18 protein-coding genes are annotated in these 19907 nt (G+C 32.0%); 11 read left to right on the top strand and 7 right to left on the bottom strand.

Annotation, left to right across the window (positions count from 1 at the left end; genetic code table 11):
* Window positions 1-252: 252 nt before the first annotated feature.
* Window positions 253-2355 (top strand): M12 family metallo-peptidase, encoded by a 2103-nt coding sequence (locus tag C1X07_RS02715; RefSeq protein WP_103068426.1) that lies wholly within the window; start codon window positions 253-255, stop codon window positions 2353-2355.
* Between the two features lie 61 nt (window positions 2356-2416).
* Here C1X07_RS02715 and C1X07_RS02710 read toward each other — a convergent pair whose 3' ends face one another.
* Window positions 2417-3070, bottom strand: a complete 654-nt coding sequence (locus C1X07_RS02710) for a hypothetical protein (RefSeq protein ID WP_103068425.1) — start codon at window positions 3068-3070, stop codon at window positions 2417-2419.
* Between the two features lie 251 nt (window positions 3071-3321).
* Between C1X07_RS02710 and C1X07_RS02705 the strand changes: the two genes are divergently transcribed.
* Window positions 3322-6024 carry a tetratricopeptide repeat protein gene (locus C1X07_RS02705; RefSeq protein ID WP_128755176.1) on the top strand — a complete coding sequence of 901 codons (2703 nt, stop codon included), beginning with the start codon at window positions 3322-3324 and terminating at the stop codon, window positions 6022-6024.
* 32 nt (window positions 6025-6056) lie between these two features.
* Here C1X07_RS02705 and aroB read toward each other — a convergent pair whose 3' ends face one another.
* Window positions 6057-7127 carry a 3-dehydroquinate synthase gene (aroB, locus tag C1X07_RS02700; protein ID WP_103068423.1) on the bottom strand — a complete coding sequence of 357 codons (1071 nt, stop codon included), beginning with the start codon at window positions 7125-7127 and terminating at the stop codon, window positions 6057-6059.
* Window positions 7128-7293: 166 nt separating this feature from the next.
* Between aroB and C1X07_RS02695 the strand changes: the two genes are divergently transcribed.
* From C1X07_RS02695 to C1X07_RS02680, 4 genes are all read left to right on the top strand, one after another.
* Window positions 7294-8466 carry a proline dehydrogenase family protein gene (locus C1X07_RS02695; RefSeq protein ID WP_103068422.1) on the top strand — a complete coding sequence of 391 codons (1173 nt, stop codon included), beginning with the start codon at window positions 7294-7296 and terminating at the stop codon, window positions 8464-8466.
* Window positions 8467-8564: 98 nt separating this feature from the next.
* Window positions 8565-8942, top strand: a complete 378-nt coding sequence (locus tag C1X07_RS02690; RefSeq protein WP_103068421.1) for a VOC family protein — start codon at window positions 8565-8567, stop codon at window positions 8940-8942.
* Between the two features lie 20 nt (window positions 8943-8962).
* Window positions 8963-9532, top strand: coding sequence for a pentapeptide repeat-containing protein (locus tag C1X07_RS02685; RefSeq protein WP_103068420.1), 570 nt, complete (start codon window positions 8963-8965; stop codon window positions 9530-9532).
* Window positions 9533-9720: 188 nt separating this feature from the next.
* Window positions 9721-10101 (top strand): ribosomal maturation YjgA family protein, encoded by a 381-nt coding sequence (locus tag C1X07_RS02680; RefSeq protein WP_103068419.1) that lies wholly within the window; start codon window positions 9721-9723, stop codon window positions 10099-10101.
* Between the two features lie 10 nt (window positions 10102-10111).
* Here C1X07_RS02680 and pdxR read toward each other — a convergent pair whose 3' ends face one another.
* Window positions 10112-11617, bottom strand: coding sequence for a MocR-like pyridoxine biosynthesis transcription factor PdxR (gene pdxR / locus C1X07_RS02675; RefSeq protein WP_103068418.1), 1506 nt, complete (start codon window positions 11615-11617; stop codon window positions 10112-10114).
* A gap of 82 nt (window positions 11618-11699) precedes the next feature.
* Between pdxR and C1X07_RS02670 the strand changes: the two genes are divergently transcribed.
* The 5 genes from C1X07_RS02670 to C1X07_RS02650 all read left to right on the top strand — a co-directional run bounded on the left by C1X07_RS02670 (window position 11700) and on the right by C1X07_RS02650 (window position 15851).
* Window positions 11700-12362 carry a pyridoxamine 5'-phosphate oxidase family protein gene (locus C1X07_RS02670; RefSeq protein ID WP_103068417.1) on the top strand — a complete coding sequence of 221 codons (663 nt, stop codon included), beginning with the start codon at window positions 11700-11702 and terminating at the stop codon, window positions 12360-12362.
* A 7-nt stretch (window positions 12363-12369) separates the two neighbouring features.
* Window positions 12370-12816, top strand: a complete 447-nt coding sequence (locus C1X07_RS02665; RefSeq protein ID WP_103068416.1) for a pyridoxamine 5'-phosphate oxidase family protein — start codon at window positions 12370-12372, stop codon at window positions 12814-12816.
* Between the two features lie 14 nt (window positions 12817-12830).
* Window positions 12831-13136 carry a DUF1272 domain-containing protein gene (locus tag C1X07_RS02660; protein WP_103068415.1) on the top strand — a complete coding sequence of 102 codons (306 nt, stop codon included), beginning with the start codon at window positions 12831-12833 and terminating at the stop codon, window positions 13134-13136.
* 2 nt (window positions 13137-13138) lie between these two features.
* Complete coding sequence (locus C1X07_RS02655; protein WP_103068414.1) at window positions 13139-13663, top strand: GNAT family N-acetyltransferase; 525 nt, start codon at window positions 13139-13141, stop codon at window positions 13661-13663.
* 283 nt (window positions 13664-13946) lie between these two features.
* The gene (locus C1X07_RS02650; protein WP_103068413.1) at window positions 13947-15851 is read left to right on the top strand and encodes a tetratricopeptide repeat-containing sensor histidine kinase; all 1905 of its coding nucleotides are present in this window, start codon (window positions 13947-13949) and stop codon (window positions 15849-15851) included.
* A 21-nt stretch (window positions 15852-15872) separates the two neighbouring features.
* On the opposite strand, the gene C1X07_RS02645 is transcribed toward C1X07_RS02650, so the two are convergent.
* From C1X07_RS02645 to porX, 4 genes are all read right to left on the bottom strand, one after another.
* On the bottom strand, window positions 15873-16247 hold the full coding sequence (locus C1X07_RS02645; RefSeq protein WP_103068412.1) for a DUF4258 domain-containing protein: 375 nt from the start codon (window positions 16245-16247) through the stop codon (window positions 15873-15875).
* Between the two features lie 148 nt (window positions 16248-16395).
* Complete coding sequence (locus tag C1X07_RS02640) at window positions 16396-17598, bottom strand: alanine dehydrogenase (protein WP_103068411.1); 1203 nt, start codon at window positions 17596-17598, stop codon at window positions 16396-16398.
* Between the two features lie 92 nt (window positions 17599-17690).
* Window positions 17691-18095, bottom strand: a complete 405-nt coding sequence (tsaE, locus tag C1X07_RS02635; RefSeq protein ID WP_103068410.1) for a tRNA (adenosine(37)-N6)-threonylcarbamoyltransferase complex ATPase subunit type 1 TsaE — start codon at window positions 18093-18095, stop codon at window positions 17691-17693.
* A 152-nt stretch (window positions 18096-18247) separates the two neighbouring features.
* The gene (porX, locus tag C1X07_RS02630) at window positions 18248-19798 is read right to left on the bottom strand and encodes a T9SS response regulator signal transducer PorX (protein ID WP_103068409.1); all 1551 of its coding nucleotides are present in this window, start codon (window positions 19796-19798) and stop codon (window positions 18248-18250) included.
* Window positions 19799-19907: the final 109 nt, after the last annotated feature.

Genomic DNA, 19907 nt, shown 5'->3' with positions numbered 1-19907 from the left:
TGCAAATGTAGGTATTTGCTGGCGTTTTGTAAAATGGGTTTAGTTTCAGTTTTGTTAAATCGATGTTTTTTAAATTTTTAACAGTTTTGTTAAATGTGTTAGATATTATACGTGTTTTAACAAAATAACTAATAAGAATACTCTAAATCATTAACTTAGCGATTCACAAACTCATTGAAGTCTTTCTTATTAACAGTATAAATAGCCCAAATTAGTTACTAAAGAAATTCTTCAAAATTAAAACTAATCACAATGAAAAACATGTTCAAAATTGCGATTACCTTTTTGATGGTAATCAATTTTATGCATGCTCAACAGCAGCATAAACCGAGCGAAATTGTAGCACAAAAAAAGTCACAAGGGTTAAATTTTCAGGATGTTAGTATACTTAGCTTAACCACAAAACAAAAAGCAAATGCTCAAGTTCCAAAAGAGGTTAAGGAGTATAGCATTCTTTCTTTGAATACAAAGAAATTTAATTCAATGAAATCTTCCGCCCCAGAAACAATGAATTTGGAAATTCCGGGAGAGAAATCGTCCTTGATATTAGAATTAGTAAAAGTTGATATCACTACAGATGATTTTGAGGTTATAGAAATGCCTTCGGGTAAATCTATTGTACCTGTAGAAAAGGCTCTTCATTACAGAGGAGTTGTAAAAGGGAAGTCTAATTCTATTACAGCCATAAGCTTTTATGAAAATAAAATGTCTGGATTGATCAGTATAGATGGAGATCATGGAAATATAGTTATAGGACCATTAGAAAACAGTAAGTCACATATCGCTTATAAAGATAGTGATATTAGTTACCTTAATGATTTTGCTTGTAGATTGAAAGAGCAAGAAAACGCTGAAGAATATACTATAGAGCAACTTTTTGGTAATACAACTAATAAGGCTGCGGCAAAATGCCCTAAAGTTTTCTTTGATATTGATACAGATATCGTACAGGATAAAGGAGGAAGTCAAGGAGCTTCTAATTTTATACAATCAGTGTTTAATCAAGTAGCCGTATTATACTCTAATGATAATATAACTATAAAGTTATCAGGTATGAAAACCTGGACTTCGTCGAAGCCATTTAGTAATAGTTTGGATAGTTATAGAAATTATAGAAATCAAAATAGCTTTAATGGAGATTTAGGGCATTTTGTGACGTATAATTTTTCTGGAGGAGTTGCATGGGTAAGTGCGCTTTGCGGATCACATAAGTATGCGGTTTCTGGGATTAATAAAAATTATAGTAATGTGCCAACATATTCTTGGACAGTAGGTGTAATTGCCCATGAACTAGGTCATAATTTTGGTTCCCACCATACTCACGCTTGTAGATGGAATGGTAATAACACTGCTATTGACGGTTGTTACAATACCGAAGGAGGGTGTGCAAAACCAGCAATTCCTTCTGGAGGAGGTACAGTAATGAGTTACTGCCACCTTACGAATGTTGGTATTAATTTTACTAAAGGATTCGGCTCTCAACCGGCAAATGTAATGCGTAATTTCATCAACTCTTCTAGCTGTACAGGAGCTTGTGGTGGCGGTGGATGTTCTGATGGAGATTCGGTTACTGTAACATTTAAAAATGATGCTAACTGTACATTGGAGTATTTTAGAAATAATACCTCGCAATTTTCAATTAGTTCGGGTCAAACCAGACAAGTGTCAACAACTGTAGGTACAAATTGGGTCGCGAAAAACTCATCTAATGCTACTATAGATAGTTTTGCAATTCAATGTAATCAGAATAATTATGCTTCTAATGGTAATTGTTCTGGTGGCGGAATCAGCTGTGTAGGGGTAGCTCCATGGTCTAGCTCTCAAACCTACTCTGTAGGTGATAGAGTAACTTATAATGGAAATTTATATGAAAGAACGGCTAGTGGATGGAAAAACCTAGGTCCTTGCCCGACCGATCCTACAGATCCTTGTGAGGGAGTTGCTCCTTGGTCTAGTGGTGTAAATTATTCTGTAGGCGATAGGGTAACTTATCAAGGTAATTTATATGAAAGAACAAGTAGTGGATGGAAAAACCTAGGTCCATGTGGAGCTGCACGTTTACAAGCAGAGCTTCTTCCTGGAGGAGGTGTTGTTACTGGTGAGTTAAGTCTAAAAGCTTATCCAAATCCAGCACATGACATTCTTACCATAGAAGTTAGTAATGTACTTAATACATCATCAAAAGTATCTTTTAAAGATATAAACGGAAGAGTATTAAGAGTTCTTGAGTTAGATACACCTCCAGGAGGAAAGAATCGTCATACTATAGATATTAGTATGCTTTCTCCAGGAATGTATTTTGTACAGGTAACTGATGCAAAAAGAACCATTACTAAAAAAGTTTCAATAAAATAATAATTTTTTAATTTGGGCTATAAGGGTGAGGCATCTGCTTCACCCTTTTTTTGTTTAATAGCTATTCATTCCAGGCTTTGAGATTACTTATGGGGATATCAAAACCTAACAATGTATGATCTTTTGCAAAATAGGAGCCATTACTTGTTTTTACCCAATTTTCCCAGGTAACCTCAATGCCTCCAATTGGAATAATTGAGACCCACATTTTGTAACTTATGGGAAGATAATTTTTGTCTACTTTCCACAGGTAAGAATCCCCAGGTGTAGTACCACCGGATGCATAGGTAACTAATAATCTATTGGTTCCATCTTGTAATCTTACTAGTTTTCGAGTTGTTCCTTTGTCAAATAGCTTGTGTGGTGCTACTATCCAAAATGAATCATTATTAAAACTTGCTAGAGCTGCTTTTAAAATTTTTCCTTTTTGTTTACTATCTAATTGAGAGGTGCCTAGAATTTTACTTTTCTTGGGGTCGTCAAGATATAGAAGAACAGAATCGTTATTCGTTTTTACGGTTACGGTATTAGATTTCTTATTCCATATATAGTGATTCTTGTTTCTAAAGGTCCATTGTAGGTAATCTGTGTTTAAATAGTTATGATGTTTAACAGTTTCTTGAATTTTTAGCGCAAAACGATCAGCTTCTGTACCGGTTTTACCATTTGGAAGTTTTTCATCCAAAGAAAAATATAATATTGCGATTGTAATCATAAGCAAGGTTATGCTTATGATTAATATTTTAATCACTTTAAAGATTTTTTTTCTCAAGATTTAATCTATATAAATTGGTTACATCTTAATTCTCTACAAATTTAGTATCAGCTAAGGTTTCGAAGTATCTTGGAGGTTAATTTTTAGGATATAATTAACAAATTATTTAATTTAGCAATACTTCTAAACAAATACCCCATTGTGTTTTGATAAACCTTTTTAGATTAAGTTTTTACGTAATTTTTTTATTGGTGTTAGTATTGTCGCTCCCTGAAGTTCAGGCGCAAAAAAATGATATTATAGACAACCTCACTATTCCATTAGTTAATTCTAAAGATAAAAAACGAATTTCTAGACTACTAGAATTAGCAAAATCTTATCAAAATAAGGATCAAAAAAAAACAATAAAATATGCTAATGAATCACTCTCTATAAGCAAAAGAATTGGTGATTTGCTGAGTACTGGAAGGGCGCGTATTTTGCTTGGAGATGCCTATAGTATCTCTGGAGAATTTGATATTTCTGAAAAGCATTTTGAAAAAGCTAAGGATATATTTTCTATAATTAAAAGTGAAAAAGATGAAGCAAGATTATATGGGTATATGGGAGAGTTATATCTAAAAACAAATAGATATGATAAGGCAGAGAAATATTACTTAAAAGGATTGGATCTTAGCAAGAAAATAAAAGATGATGAAGCGATTACCTGGGCGATGAATAATCTTGTTGCTACCTATTCTGCTAAAGGAGAAATTAAAAAAGCCAAAAACTTAGCTTTTGAAGCCTTGCGATTAGCAGAATTGCTTAAGGATAATAATTTACAGATTAACTTACATGTTAAGATTGCTGATTTGATAATTTACCAAAATGGTAATGCTGATAAAGTAAGTTTACACTATGATAAAGCTCTAGAAATTGCTGAAAGTATTAATAACCCTAGAGCTATCAGTGGTATTAATATACAAAAAGCCATATTTCTAAGTCAAAAAGAGAAGTATAAGGAAGCCGAAAAATATTATTTGGACGCTTTAAAAATATGTAAAGAAAAGGGATACTATTATAGGATTATATTGATATATAGCAATTTTGGTATCACATCACTTATGAGAGGGGATTATAAATCGTCTTTAGATTATTTTGGTAAAGCTAGGGAAGTAGCAAATAAAACAGGTAACAAGGAGAGAGAGGCTCGAATTAATGAATACATAGGGGTTGTACATATTGAACAGGGAGATTATCAAAAAAGTATTGAGTTTTTGTATAAGAGCCTTAATTTTTATGAAGGTATAAAGGATAAGGCTTCGTTATCTGGAATTTACAATAATATGGGAGAGGCATTTTTTCTGTTGAATGATTTGAAAAAGGCAGAAGAAAGCTACTATAAGGCATTGAAAATCTTTAAAGAGCTAAAATTGCAAAAAGGGATTGCAATTTCATATTTGAATCTTGGTAGAATTTTGGTTAAAGAGAAACGATATCAGGAAGCTGTATCATATTTAAAACAAGCGTATGATGGCTTTTATAAGCTAGGTCTTTCAAGAGAAACTATACAGTATTATAATGCTATGGCAGAGTGTATGCAGAGTCAAGAAAAGTTTGATGAAGCTGTTGAGTGGATGAACAAAGTGATGGAAAAAGAAAATGAGTTAGAGAAATTTCAAAAAATTGCTATAGAGTCATATACGAGATTAGGTACTATCTATTTTGAGTTAGAAGAGTATCAAAAAGCAGTAATCTTTTTTCAGAAAAGCCTGGAACCATCTATAAAGATGCAATCTCGAATGGAAATTAAGAACAACTATTATTGGTTGTCAAAATGCTATGAAGAATTGGATGAATATGATAAAGGGTTGTTCTATTATAAGAAATATACAACAATGAATGATAGTATCTTTAATATTAATAAAATCAAACAAATAGCCGACATACAAATAAAATACGATACTGATAAAAAAGAAAAAGAGATATTACTTCTCCAGAAAGAAAAGGAATACCAAGCCATTTTGTTTAATAGCCAAAAAGAAGAGCTATATAGGGTAAGTTTGGAAAAGGACTTAGAAACAGAGCGAAAAGAACGCGATATTATTCAATTGGAAGCTGCTAGAAGAAAAAGTAGGATAGATCAGTTGAATATGGAGAATAGCCTACAGATTGCTGAAAAAGAAATTAAGAGTAATCAATTAGATATCCAAAAATCCCAGTTAGAGCGTGAGTTGTTACTTAGAAATATAGCAATTGGAGGAGGAATTCTTGCTCTGGTAGTTTCCTTTTTTGTGTTTGCATATTATCGTCAAAGATTGAAGACACAAAAGATTTTATTGAAAAAAGAAATAGAGGCAATAAACGCAAATTATGATGGTAGAGAAAAAGAAAGAGAGAGAATAGCAAAAGAATTACATGACGGAATAGCTGGTAATCTGGCAGCAATTAAACTAGATTTATCTAAACTTTCGAATTTTTCGAATTCTGAATTGCAGAAAATAATCCAAAATGTAGATGGAACTTATAATGAAGTACGTACACTTTCTCATGATTTAATACCTCCAAAGATCCTTAAAAGCCCATTTGATAAATTAATAAAAGATTACCTTAACAACCTTTCCAAAACTTGCTCGTTTATAATTAATAATGATTTCTATCCAGCTTCACGATTTGATCAAATTGCCGATAAGATAAAAATTGAGTTATACAGAATTACTCAAGAATTAATGAATAATATTATAAAACATGCTAAGGCAGATCAAGTAGATTTGCAATTTACAATGCTGGATAAACAGATTAAATTTATTATAGAAGATAATGGGATAGGGTTTGATTCAGAAAATGTATCGCAAGGGATAGGTCTCAGGAATATTCTATCTCGCACAAAGTCCTTAAGGGGTAATATGCACATTGATACATTAATTAATAGGGGAACTATTGTAGAAATATGCATTCCTATAACTGAAAAGTAAAACTCTAGCTAGATATCGATAATAAGGTTCGCTTAAAGAGAGTTGTAATATTCAAAAGATTTAAGAATCAAATCATCAGATACAATGCAGTTATATTTAGCCTCACCAATAGTTTCTAGCAAGACAAAATAGATATTCCCTTTTTCATTCTTTTTATCATGAATGAGTAACTCCGTGATTTTTTGATAATCTTTTGGATCAATACTAATTTTTGGGAATGTTGCAAGGATAACTCTATTGATAAATTGTAAATCATCTTGGCTTAGAGATAGCAATTCTGTAGAGATAAAAGCTTCCATAATCATTCCTATTGCAATCGCTTCGCCATGTAATAATGTAGGTTTTTCTGGATTTGCAAGGTAAAAAGATTCAATAGCATGCCCTAGAGTGTGGCCAAAATTAAGGTACTTACGTATATTTTGTTCTGTAGGATCTTCAGAAACAATTTTATTTTTAATAATTACAGATTCATAAATCATTTGATCCAGATCATCAAAATTGAGTTGAGATAAATCACTTATCTTCTCCCAATAATCACGATCTTGAATGAGCCCGTGTTTTAACATTTCGGCAAACCCACTACACATTTGATTTATAGGTAAAGTTGTTAAATATTCGGTGTCGATTAATACCATTTCTGATTCACTAATAACACCGACCATATTTTTTAGATTACCTAAGTCAACACCAGTTTTTCCGCCGACAGAAGCATCAACCATTGATAACAAAGAAGTTGGGATGTTGATATAGCTAATTCCTCTCATGTAAGTACAAGCTACAAAGCCACCTAAATCTGTAATAACACCACCTCCTAAGTTTAACATAAGACTCTTTCTATCCATTCCCAATTCAGATAAGGCGTTCCAGATACCGCTACATGTTTCAATATTTTTATGGATTTCTCCATCTTCTATCTCTATTACCTCGATATCATATTGCTTTTCAATCTTACTCATTAGTAGTAATAAGCAATGTTCATGGGTGTTTGTGTCTACTAGAATACAAATTTTTGAATGGTTAGCTGTATCAAGGTAAGTATTTAATGCTGTATAGCATTCTTGACCAAAATAGACGACAGAATCTTTAGAGATTATGGGCTTCATATTGTATAGAATTATTGGCGACGAAATTAAGCAGAATTTATGTCAAAATAAACCTACAAGTTCTATATTTGCGGATATCTTAAAATAAATATTAATGTTCATGTAGAAATAGTAATATTTTTACATAAATGTCTTCAAAATTGAAGATTCTTAAAATTAGTTTTTGATGGAACAAAACAACTTGTTTGACAATACAGAGACGGCATTTGCTCTAAAAAGCGATTCAGAATTGGAAAGAGCTTATTTTCTGTTTAAAATGATTTCTAATGAACCATTAGTTAGAATAGGAACGGCAGTTACAAATTTTGCTATAAAAGCACATTTGCCTGTTCAAGGATTAATTAGAGCTACAGTTTTTGATCATTTTTGTGGTGGAGTTAGTGAAGAAGATTGCTTGTCGGTAGTCGACAAGATGTATGAGAAAAAGGTATGTTCAGTATTAGACTATTCGGTTGAAGGAAAAGAAGAAGAAGCACAATTTGATGCTGTATTAAATAAAACCCTGAAACTGCTTGAGTTTGCAGATGAAAAAGATGCTATGCCATTTGGTGTGTTCAAGCCAACAGGATTTGGCCGTTTTTTGATTTGGCAAAAGAAGACTGAAGGAACAGTATTAACAGCAGAAGAAGAAAAAGAATGGCAACGTATTGAAGAACGTTTTGATATGGTATGCAGAAAAGCATATGATTGCAATGTTGCATTGTTAATTGATGGAGAAGAAAGCTGGATGCAAGATGCTGCAGATGAGTTGGTGTCTAAAATGATGCGAAAATACAATAAAGAAAAAGCTATCGTATACAATACATTACAGCTTTATAGACATGACCGCTTAGAATATTTGCAAAAATTACATGAAGAAGCAAAGACACATGATTTTAAGATTGGTGTAAAGATTGTTCGTGGTGCTTATATGGAAAAAGAAAACGAACGAGCTGAAGAAAAGGGATATCCAACTCCTATATGTAGGGATAAAGAGCATACTGATCAGAATTTTGACACCACAATGAGGTATATTCTTAATAATCTAGATGATATCTCCGTATTTATAGGAACGCATAACGAAGAGAGTAGTTATAAGGCAATGGAGTGGATGAAAGAATTGGGTATTGATAAGAACGATTTCAGAGTGTGGTTCGGTCAGTTGTATGGTATGAGTGATCATATTAGTTTTAATCAAGCGGCATTAGGATATAATGTAGCAAAGTATCTACCTTTTGGTCCTGTACGTGATGTGATGCCGTATTTGATTCGAAGAGCAGAAGAGAATACATCGGTTGCCGGGCAAACTAGTAGAGAGCTAAATTTACTCTCTCAAGAAAAGAAAAGAAGGAGATTGTAGCCTAATAAATTAAAAGCTGGAAGACACGATATTGATTCCAGCTTTTTTCGATTATATTGTTGTTCTGTTAAACGAAAAGAAATTCAAAAAATAGAAGGATGAATTTAAATCAAGTCACAGTGCCTTCAATAGATATTCAGAAATCTATTTCTTTTTATAAAGAACTAGGTTTGCATCTTATCGTTGAAGCATTACCACATTATGCGCGTTTCGAATGTAAAGAAGGTGATAGTACTTTTTCTATTCATCAGGTAGAAGAGTTGCCTAGAGGAGAAGGGGTATGTGTATATTTTGAAACAGAAAAACTGGATACAGAGGTAAAGCGTCTTATAGCTAATGGAATACAATTTGAACAATTACCAACTGATCAAAGATACCTATGGAGAGAAGCAAGGCTTAAAGATCCTGACGGGAATCAAATAATATTATATTATGCTGGGGATAATAGAAAAAATCCACCTTGGAGAATAAATTAATAGTATACAAACACTTGGGCATGAGTATTCCTGTAATTGATAAAACCTTTGATAACCAAAATTTCTCTAATCAAAAATTGCCTTCGAGAGAATATGATAATTGTACGTTTATAAACTGTGATTTTTCTAGTACAGATATGTCCGTAGTTACTTTTTTGGAGTGTAAATTTGATACGTGTAATTTTAATTCGGTTAAAGTAAAAGAAGCTTCGTTTCAAGAAGTTATCTTTGTTGAATGCAAAATGCTGGGAGTAGATTTTGGATCATGTAATGATTTTTTGTTTGAAGCAGAGTTTGACAACTGTAATCTTGATTATGTATCTTTTTACGGTTTTACGATGAAGAATACAAGATTTAAAGGGTGTAGTTTAAAAGAAACTGATTTTTATCGAAGTAATCTTACTGGTTCTATATTTTCGGATTGTAATTTGGATGGCGCTATTTTTGAAAACACTATTGCTGAAAAAGTCGATTTTAGAACTGCTATTAACTATGCTATTGATCCAGAGGTTAATCAGCTAAAAAAAGCTAAATTTTATTCATCAGGGCTTTCAGGCTTATTAATAAAATACAATTTGGATATAGAGTAATTACTTCTTTAGAGTTTGTTATTCACTGAAAATAGGGTGTAAAAGAATATACTTTTTCGGGTATCTTGCAATTGTTTTTTATGGTCATTTAATACACTTACATTTCACGCAGCTATTACTATGTTTAGCTACTATTTGAGGTTTTACTTTAAAAAGTGATTGTTAAGTGGTAATACTTATTATTATACATGTTTAAGTTTCAAAAAAAGTATTTTGCTTTAACAATCCTTATTTTTTTTATAGAAGTTCTGATAGCTCTTTTTGTAAACGATAGGATTATTCGTCCATATCTGGGAGATACAATTGTTGTTTTACTTATATATTGTTTTTTCCGAAGTTTTTTGAATATTAACCCATTAAGAATTGCTATTGGCACTTTGTTATTCTCGTATATAATAGAAGTTTTACAGTATTTTGAGTTTGTTAAGCTTTTGGGGTTAGAACATTGTAAACTAGCAAAGATTGTATTAGGAAGTTCCTTTGCGTGGTTGGATATACTTTCTTATACTTTAGGATTTATTATACTACTTTGGTTGGAGAAATTATTACCGAAAAAGGAAGTAAACTAGAGTACTGCCACTATAGTATTGGTTTCCTGTTTTTTTGAATAGTATTAAATATAATGGTTAAGATATCAATTAGGTTATAAATTTCTTCTTCATTCAAAGAAGCAAACCCCATTCTAATACCGTTATGACCTGAATTATCATTGTCATAACGACGCCAATCAGAATTAAGTTCTATGTCGAATTTTTCTGCTTCTGCATGTATTTCTTCCCAAGTATATGCTTTATGTAGTTTTACCCAAACTGCCATTCCGCCTTTTGGTATTTCAAAATCAAAATATTCATTAAGCTTGCTTTTTAGTAAAGAACAAAACAAATCTCTTCGGTTTTTATAAATTTTTAATACTTTGTTACAATGTCTCAGCACGTCTCCTGTATTGATCATTTGGGCAAGAGTTTGTTCTAACAAAGTATCACCTTGTCTATCTATGATTCGTCTTAGTGATGCTGCTTCATCTATAAAATCTTTGGGAGCAATTAAATATCCGATTCGTATCGAAGGCGCAATAATTTTGGTGAAACCACCAATGTATATAACATTACCTCTCTTATCATTGCTGGCTAAAGGTAAAATAGGAGCATTACTATAATGAAAATCGTAGTCATAGTCATCTTCAATAATTGCAAAATTGTATTGTTGAGCCAATCTTAATAAATTCATACGCCTTTTAGCGGATAAGGTTACTGTAGTGGGGTGGTGGTGGTGCGAAGTAACGTATACTGCAGTTATTTTTTTGGTTAGGCAAAGTTTTTCTAGAGCACTAATATCTAGCCCTTGATTATCTACAGGGATTTGTTCAATTTGCCCTCCTGCTTCTTTAAAAGTATTATCAGCAGTCATATAATTTGTAGTACCCACAACAATTTTACTTTTTGGAGAAAGTAATAGCTTACTAGCGAGATAAATTCCCATTTGACTTCCGCGAGTAATCATAATATTATCTACTGTTATATGGAGTCCTCGTGTTTGATTTAGGTAGCTTACCAGTGATTTTCTTAGCGCTAAGTTTCCGTGCGTAGAACCATATGTTAACAAATCATCATGATGACTTTTTTTAGTAATATTTCGGTATATTTTGGCAATCTCCTCAATAGGAGCTAATCGATGATCGGGCGATCCGTCATCAATTCTAAGAATTTTGGATTGTGCTGTACTGCTAGAGTTACGTTGAAGATGCAAACGGGTTAAAAACGGAAAACCACTTTTTTCTTTTGAAGAAATTTGTGAATTAGATGTATCAAAATATTCAGGATTAATGATAGGTAATGATCCTGTAACAAAAGTTCCTCTAGCAGGAATAGTTTCTATCCAGCCTTGCGAGATAAGCTCTTCGTATGCAGCTATAACTGTTTTGCGATGAATACATAAATCTTCTGCTAACTTGCGTGAACCTGGTAATTTAGTAGAAGGAGGTAGTTTTCCCGATTTAATATAACCAATAACCTGATCACACAATTGTAAGTATAAATTACGATTACTGTCTCGTATAAGATTAATGTTATTTTTAAATGGAAACATAACTGGACTATTAAGTATTTGTAAACTGGATTGGTATAACCCACCATAAAACTAATATTTTTGAGTACTAAATAAAATTTTTATGGGAGAATATTCAATATCAGAATTAAATAAAGTAGTTAGAGGTCCAAAAAGAGCTACATATGATACTAGTACTATACATGAGATACTAGATGATGCGTTTTTATGTCATGTAGGTTATGTGTATAAGGGTCAGGCAATAGTTATTCCTACTGCTTATGGAAGAATTGAAGACAAAATATATATTCATGGCTCACTAAAGAACCGTATGATGCTTGGTTTGTTAGAAACTGGTGAAGCAAGTCTATCTGTTACTCACCTTGATGGTTTGGTGTTAGCACGATCCGCATTTCATCATTCTGCCAATTATAGATCCGTAAATGTGTTTGGAGTAGTAAAGAAGGTTGAAGATCCAAAGGAAAAGATGGACGCCTTAGCTTGTATTTTAAATCATATGATTCCTGGGCACTGGGATAATGTTAGGCAACCAAATAAAAAAGAATTTAATGCCACTTTAGTACTTGAAATCAGTATAGAAACTGCCTCAGCCAAAGTTAGGGTAGAGGGAGTAGTGGATGAGCCTGGAGATTATAATAGTTCAATATGGGCAGGAGTTGTACCTATTAAGCAAGTAGCCTATGATGCAGTTTCTGATAAAGATTTACAAAGCGATATTGATGTGCCAAAGGCTGTATTGGATTATGTAAAGGCAAACAACAAATGACGTAGATATGCTTACTGATGAAATAAAAAGATATGTAGATAGTAGCGTTTTGTGTTGGTTAGCAACATCATCAATAAATAATATACCAAATGTATCTCCAAAAGAAGCTTTTACATACTATAAAAATGAAATTATTATAGCTAATATTGCTTCCCCTCAAACGGTAAAAAATATCAAAGTAAATGATAATGTTTGTGTTAGTTTTATTGATGTTTTTATTCAAAAAGGGTTTCAGTTAAAAGGAAAGGCTGCTATAATTACAAAAAAAGATTCGAGTTTTAGATTATTAGAAAAACCACTATTGGATATTACAAAAGGGAAGTTTCCTTTTCATACGATTACAAGTATTACTATTGAAGAAGTAAAACCGATTATAGCACCAAAGTATATTTTGTATCCAGAGACTACTGAAGAAGAACAAATACAAAATGCAGTACTACAATATAAACCATAGAAAAGAATAGTATTATGCTAGAAATGAGACCAACTTGCGAGAATTGTAATAAAGCTTTGCCTAATGATAGTGATGAAGCAATGGTATGTACTTTTGAATGCACATTCTGCACTACTTGTGTCGAGACTATTTTACACAATGTTTGTCCTAATTGTGGAGGTGGATTTGAAAAAAGACCAACTAGACCTGTAAATTGCTTAACAGGTAATTGTGTAGAGAAATACCCTGTAGGTACCAGAGTAGTACATAAACCAATTGATAAGGGTACATTTCAAGAAGTACTAGAATTTTTAAAAAAAATAGACCCCAGAAAAAGATAATTATGATAACCATTAGAAGAGCAAATATTGAAGATACGGAACAAATTTCTTGTTTGGGAAGAAAAACTTTTGATGAAGCGTATGGAGAGTTTTTTAATAATAAAACAAATCTAATGACTTACTTAGATTCTGCTTTTTCAATCAATAAAATTAAAAATAGTTTGTCAAAATCAGAAAACAAATATTGGGTTGTAGCTGATGAAAAGAGTTATGACCTGATAGGATATGCTAAGTTGAAAATAGATTCGTCATCAGAGTTTATTGAAGATCAGAATGTATGTAAATTACAACGAATATACTTATCCCAAGGATATGAAGCGAGGGGCATTGGTAGCCAGTTGCATGAACGTATTTTAAAATCTGTTATTGAAAGCGGGTATAATTATATATGGCTATCAAATCTGAAAATGAAAAAGCAAGCTGTTTCTTTTTATAAAAAGAAAGGATATGACGTAGCTGGAGAACATAATTTTAGTATCGGCGACGAAACATTTGAATTTTGGGCAATGAAAAAGAGGTTGTTTTAATATAATACAAGGTATACCATCAATGCAGACCTATAATTTGGGTGCAAAATTGAACACAGAGACCTTACCAATTGTAATATGGTAGGGTCTTTTTTTTGATTTTTATAAACTAATTTTTAATTCCTTATTCCTAAATATTGAAATTGAGAGTGTTTGCTCCAAAAAAAATATTTCCAAATAGCAATTTATTAGTCTATTAAGTATATTAGATGCGTTATTCTTAGTATTTGTTGATTAAACGAATAATATCGTAAATAAACCTAACCCAACCCCAATTAGAATAATGGATTGTATTCATAGATTTAATATTGTACTATTTTTTTTCCTTTTTACTTCTTCTTTTTATAGCCAACATAGCCATTTTAACAATTTAGAAAGGCAATTTGACAGTTTAGAGAATATGTCATCAGATAAGGCATTAATTCACGCCAGAGAGATGGTAAAGTATAGTTTAAAGAATAAAAATAATACCTACTTGGTTAGCAGTTATGTGAAATTGGCTACTGCATATGAAAATCTAACAAAATCTGACTCTGCTGTAGTATTTTATGATAAAGCACTTGATTTAAGTAGAACTGTAGATAGTGATACATTATTTGCTTTCTCGGTTATACGTATGAGCCAGTTAAATAGTATTCGTGGTAATCAGGAAAAAGTTGTTAATCTTATTTTTGAAGCTTTGCAACAAGTAGAAAATAATCCAGACCAGAAACATAAGCATAAATTATATTATAAGTTATCAGAAGTACATAGAGAGTTAGGTGCTTTTGATAAAGCAGAGCATTATTTAAGGGTAATTATAGAAGAAGCAGAATCAGATGATTTGCTTGCCGCGGCATATAACTCTTTAGGTTTGCTTCAATACAGTAATAAAAATTACAAGGATGGAAAAGCAAACCTTTTGAGGAGCCTCAAAATTTATAGATTACAAAAAGACAATTATAATACCTGTAGTATGCTGATTAATTTGGGAGCGTTACATTATCAATTAAAAAAGTACGAAAAGGCAAAAGGATATTTGATTGAAGCAAAAAGTATTTCTAAATCATCAGGATATCTAAATTTATACAGTATGGTACTCGCCAATTTATCTGTAATATTTCACAAGGAAAAAGATTATGAGAAAGAACTAGTTTATTTAAAAGAATCTGAAGAATTAGCAAAGAATACAGGGAATTATCAAACGCTTTCTACGGTAGCAAACAATATGATGTTCATATATGCACGGCAATCTGATATGAAAAATGTTAGAAAATATGCTCGTAAATATAGAAATGCTATCGATAGTTTATACAAAACTGAGCAGAATAAAAAAATATTTGAAATAGAAACAAAGTATGAGACCTCTAAGAAGGAGTTCCAAATTGCTCGCCAAAAAGAAACAATGTTTATGCAAAGAGTATATATAGTAATAGCAGTTTTATTGGCTTTGTTGTTAGGAGCAATACTATTTTTGTACAGACAGCGCCTAAAAACACAAAAACTACGGTTTATACATCAGGAAGATTTAAATGAAGAAAAGATTAATAATCTATTAGATGCTCATAAATTACAAAAAATAAAGGCTTCTGTTGATGGTCAGAATAAAGAGCGAGAACGAATTTCAAAAGATCTTCATGATGGTATAGGAGGAAATTTGGCAGCTATCAAAATGAGACTAGAAAGGGTAAAGGATAGGTTACCATCTGAATTAGACTGTGTAATTACCAGTATAAATCAAACTTATGATGAAATTCGCTCAATATCTCATGATTTAATGCCCAGAAATATTCATCACCTCTATTTTACAGATTTAGTAAAGGATCTTATAGGGTTTTCAGTACGTAAAGATGTAGAAGTTAAATGTTACATTCATCCAGAAAAAGAATTGAATAATATTCCCGAAAGTTTACAACTAACAATCTATAGGATCATACAAGAATTAATTACCAATATAAATAAGCATGCCACTGCTACAGAAATTTCGATTAATATTACAATTTACGAGAAGAGTAACCAGGTAAATATGATAATTGAAGATAATGGAGTAGGCTTTGATGTTAAAAAGAGTAACCTAGGGGTTGGGTTACGAAGTATAAAACAAAGAATATCCAATAATAATGGGAGTATTAAAATAGATTCTAATTATGGGATTGGTACTATTGTTTGTATAGAACTCCCATACTACGAATTAGCAGTTACTGATTAGATAGATCAAAGTGAAAATAGGTTACTTAGTAATATTTAACGAGGTTATTTTGGCAATAGAATCACAATTTTCTATTAACATATTTATGTTTTTATCTCTAACCAACCCTTCAATGAAGTATATTCTACATGAATCCAGTTTAGTATTACTTTTTGAAAAATCGACATCACCATCTTTTAGCACAACCGAAATATCCGCTGTATCAATTTTGTGTTTTTGCATATTAGAAAATGCCTGTTCAGAGTAATTTTTATCCTTGATTCTAATATTTTTTAGCACCCTTGCAGATGGGCTATAATCACAAGAAGCTTTTTTTCCGCCTAAAAAGAAAAATAGAAGAATAAGACCAATAACAAACCCTCCTAAGTAATAAAATAATCGATGTGCTAGTTTCATAGACTGTTTACAATAAAATGATGCCAAATGTAAGTAAAGTTACAAACAATAACAGGTGTAAAAATGCAAAAATTATACAATAAACTGGATATGTTTTTTTAGAGTATTGTTTTTGTTGTATAACTTCTGTGATGTATTAGCATTAAGATTATAGGATCAATAAATTTATATCCCTATAAGAAAGATCAAACCAGTCGGCAATTGGCTTGCTGGTTAATATCCCATGATAAAAATATAATCCGTTTTTAAGTCCTCGATCAAAACGAACTGCATTTTCTATTCCTCCTTCATCACCGATTTGTAGTAAATATGGAGTGAAAATATTACTTATTGATAAAGATGATGTTCTGGCATAACGAGAAGGTATGTTAGGAACACAATAATGAATTACTCCATGCTTTACAAAAGTTGGATGATCATGAGAAGTAACTTCGCTGGTTTCAAAACAGCCTCCCATATCAATGCTTACATCGATAACTACAGCACCTGTTTTCATGCGCTCGACCATTGTTTCAGTCACAATAACAGGAGCTCTGTTCTTTCCTCGGATAGCTCCAATAACAACATCACAGCGACGTAATGCCTTTAATAAATTTTTGGGTTGAATGGTAGATGTGTGTAAAGGTCTACCGACATTAGTTTGTATACAACGTAGTTTGGTAATAGAGTTATCAAAAACTTTTACGTTAGCTCCTAAACCAATAGCAGAACGAGCGGCAAACTCACCAACGGTACCTGCCCCTAGAATAACAACCTCTACAGGAGGGACACCACTTATGTTTCCCATCATAAGCCCTGAGCCCATAGTGGTAGCACTACTCATTAATTCTGATGCTATTAATACTGACGCGGTTCCAGCGATTTCACTTAATGCTCTTACTGCTGGATATGCACCATCAGCATCTCGAATAAATTCAAAACCTAAAGCAGTAATCCTTTTTTTGGCAAGCCCTTGAAAATATTCTTTCGACTGTGTTTTGAGCTGCAGCGCAGATATTAATACAGTTTGTGGGTTAATAAGCTCTAACTCTTCAGTTGATGGCGGTTCTACTTTTAAAATAATAGGGCAGCCAAAAACTTTACTATTGTCATTAGTGATTTCGGCACCAGCTTCACTATAATCTCGATCCGTAAAACTAGCTCCGATACCTGCATTAGTTTCAATCAAAACTCGATGACCATGTGCTGTTAATGCTGCCACAGCATCAGGAGTAAGGCATACTCGTTTTTCTTGATAATGGGTTTCTTTTGGAATGCCAATAAACAGTTTACCTTTTTTGCGGGCAACTTCTATCATTTCTTCCTGCGGTAACAGCTGCTCTTTGGTAAAAGGAGATTTTGATGTGCTCATTTGTGTGATGTTGTATAACTCAAATTACGAATAAAAAAGCCAAGAAAACAAATAGGTTTATCTATTTAGCATTAGATTTTTGAGAATTAACCTTATAAAATCGATAGAATTCGCTTTTCATTCTCTGATAAATCGATCTTAATTTTCACAGTGTTTATAGGTAATAAGTTAGAAACATTTTCTGGCCATTCTATAAATACCCATGCTCCAGAGTCCAAATATTCTTCGAACCCAATATGATAAGCTTCTTCTTCATCTTCTATTCTGTAAAAATCAAAATGATAGATCAAACCATTATTACCTTCATATTCATTTACTAAAGAGTAGGTAGGGCTGGATATAACATCATTGACACCAAGATGTTTGCATATCTCTTTTATTAAGGTGGTTTTGCCAACTCCCATTTGCGCTTCAAAAAGTACCACCTTACTCTTACTATTTGAAATTACTTTTTTAGCTACATCAGGAAGTTCTTGTAGCGTATATTCTATTGTCATTTTATTTATATAGATAGCTCAGTTAATTATAAATAATACTGCTTTAATTTGTCAAAACTAACTAAAAAAACTGTGTTTTAGGAAGTCTTGACAAATTGTGTTGTAATGCAGTTTTACTTAGTATTTAATTAAGCGATCTGAATTATTTATAATTATCTTGGTTTCAAAACTACAAAAGGAATAACCATTTCTTCCAAAGATACACCGCCATGCTGGTATGTGTTTCTGTAATAACTAACATAATGATTGTAGTTATTAGGATATGCAAAGAAATAATCTCCTTTTGCAAAAATAAATGAACTACTCATGTTTATTGAAGGAAGATGGATAGATTTTGGATTTGTAGCTTCCAAAACTTCCTTTTTTTCATATGTTAAGCTTTTACCGGTTTTGTATCTAAGATTAAGACTAGTGTTTTTGTCTCCGATAACTTTAGAAGGGTTTTTAACATTTATGGTCCCATGATCAGTAGTTAATAATAGTTTAAAACCTAATTGTTGGGCCTGTTGAATCATTTCTAATAAAGGAGAATTTTTGAACCAACTTTGTGTAAGTGATCTGTATGATTTATCGTTTGATGCCAATTCTTTGATAACTTCCATTTCAGTTTTACTATGAGAAAGCATATCCACAAAATTATAGACAACTACGGTTAGATCATTATCTTTTAATCCTTTAAAATTTGCTGCCAAGGTTTTACCAGATTTCTCATTGGTAATTTTGTAATATTCATGTTTGATATCTAGGCGCAATCGCTTTAATTGAGCGGTTAAGAAATCATTTTCATGCATGTTTTTTCCACCTTCATCCGTATCATCAAGCCAAAGATCAGGATGTCTTTTTTTCATCTCAGAAGGCATAAGTCCAGAAAAAATCGAATTTCTGGCATATTGAGTAGCAGTTGGAAGAATACTACAGTAAGAAATCTCTTGTTCTTTTTTATAGTAATTGTTTATAATAGGTTCAAAAGCTTTCCATTGGTCATACCGTAGGTTATCTATGACTACCAATAGAGTAGGTTGATCTTTACTAATTTCTGGTGCTACTTTTTCTTTGAATAATGTGTGAGACATGATAGGAGCATCACCTTTGTCGTCAAACCAGTCTTGATAATTTTTATCTACATACTTAAAAAATTGCGTGTTGGCTTCTGCCTTTTGCGACTCTAATATTTCAAACATTCCCGTGTCTTCAATGTTTTCAAGTTGTAGTTCCCAATAGATTAATCTTTGATATAACTCTGACCATTCTTCATACGAGTTTACCATTGCCATATCCATTGCTATTTTTCTGAATACCTGTTGGTAGTTGGCAGTTGTTTTCTCTGAAACCAAACGTGAGTTGTCCAGATTTTTCTTTAAACTTAATAGAATTTGATTAGGATTAACTGGTTTAATAAGATAATCTGCAATCTTACTTCCAATAGCTTCTTCCATGATGTATTCTTCTTCACTTTTTGTAATCATTACAACAGGAATGCTATCTTCTTTCTCCTTTATTTCGGATAGAGTTTCTATTCCAGAGAGACCCGGCATGTTTTCATCCAAAAAAATGATGTCAAAATTATCATCATCTATTATATCCAAAGCTTCAGTACCACTTTGACACTTTGTTACTTCATAGTTTTTCTTTTCCAAAAAAAGTATATGTGGTTTAAGTAAATCAATCTCATCATCTACCCATAATATCTTTATTTTACTCATTAAATCTTGGTTTTATATGTTTATTTATTCAATAATATAGCTTATTTACATCTTTTGATTCAAAACTTACATAGTTTAATTTTATTTTGAAATGCTCTATATGTTCTGC

Origin of the sequence: Aquimarina sediminis (genome assembly GCF_002895435.1) — a bacterium.
GTDB classification, from domain to species: domain Bacteria; phylum Bacteroidota; class Bacteroidia; order Flavobacteriales; family Flavobacteriaceae; genus Aquimarina; species Aquimarina sediminis.
This window is presented reverse-complemented; position numbering and strand designations above follow the sequence as displayed.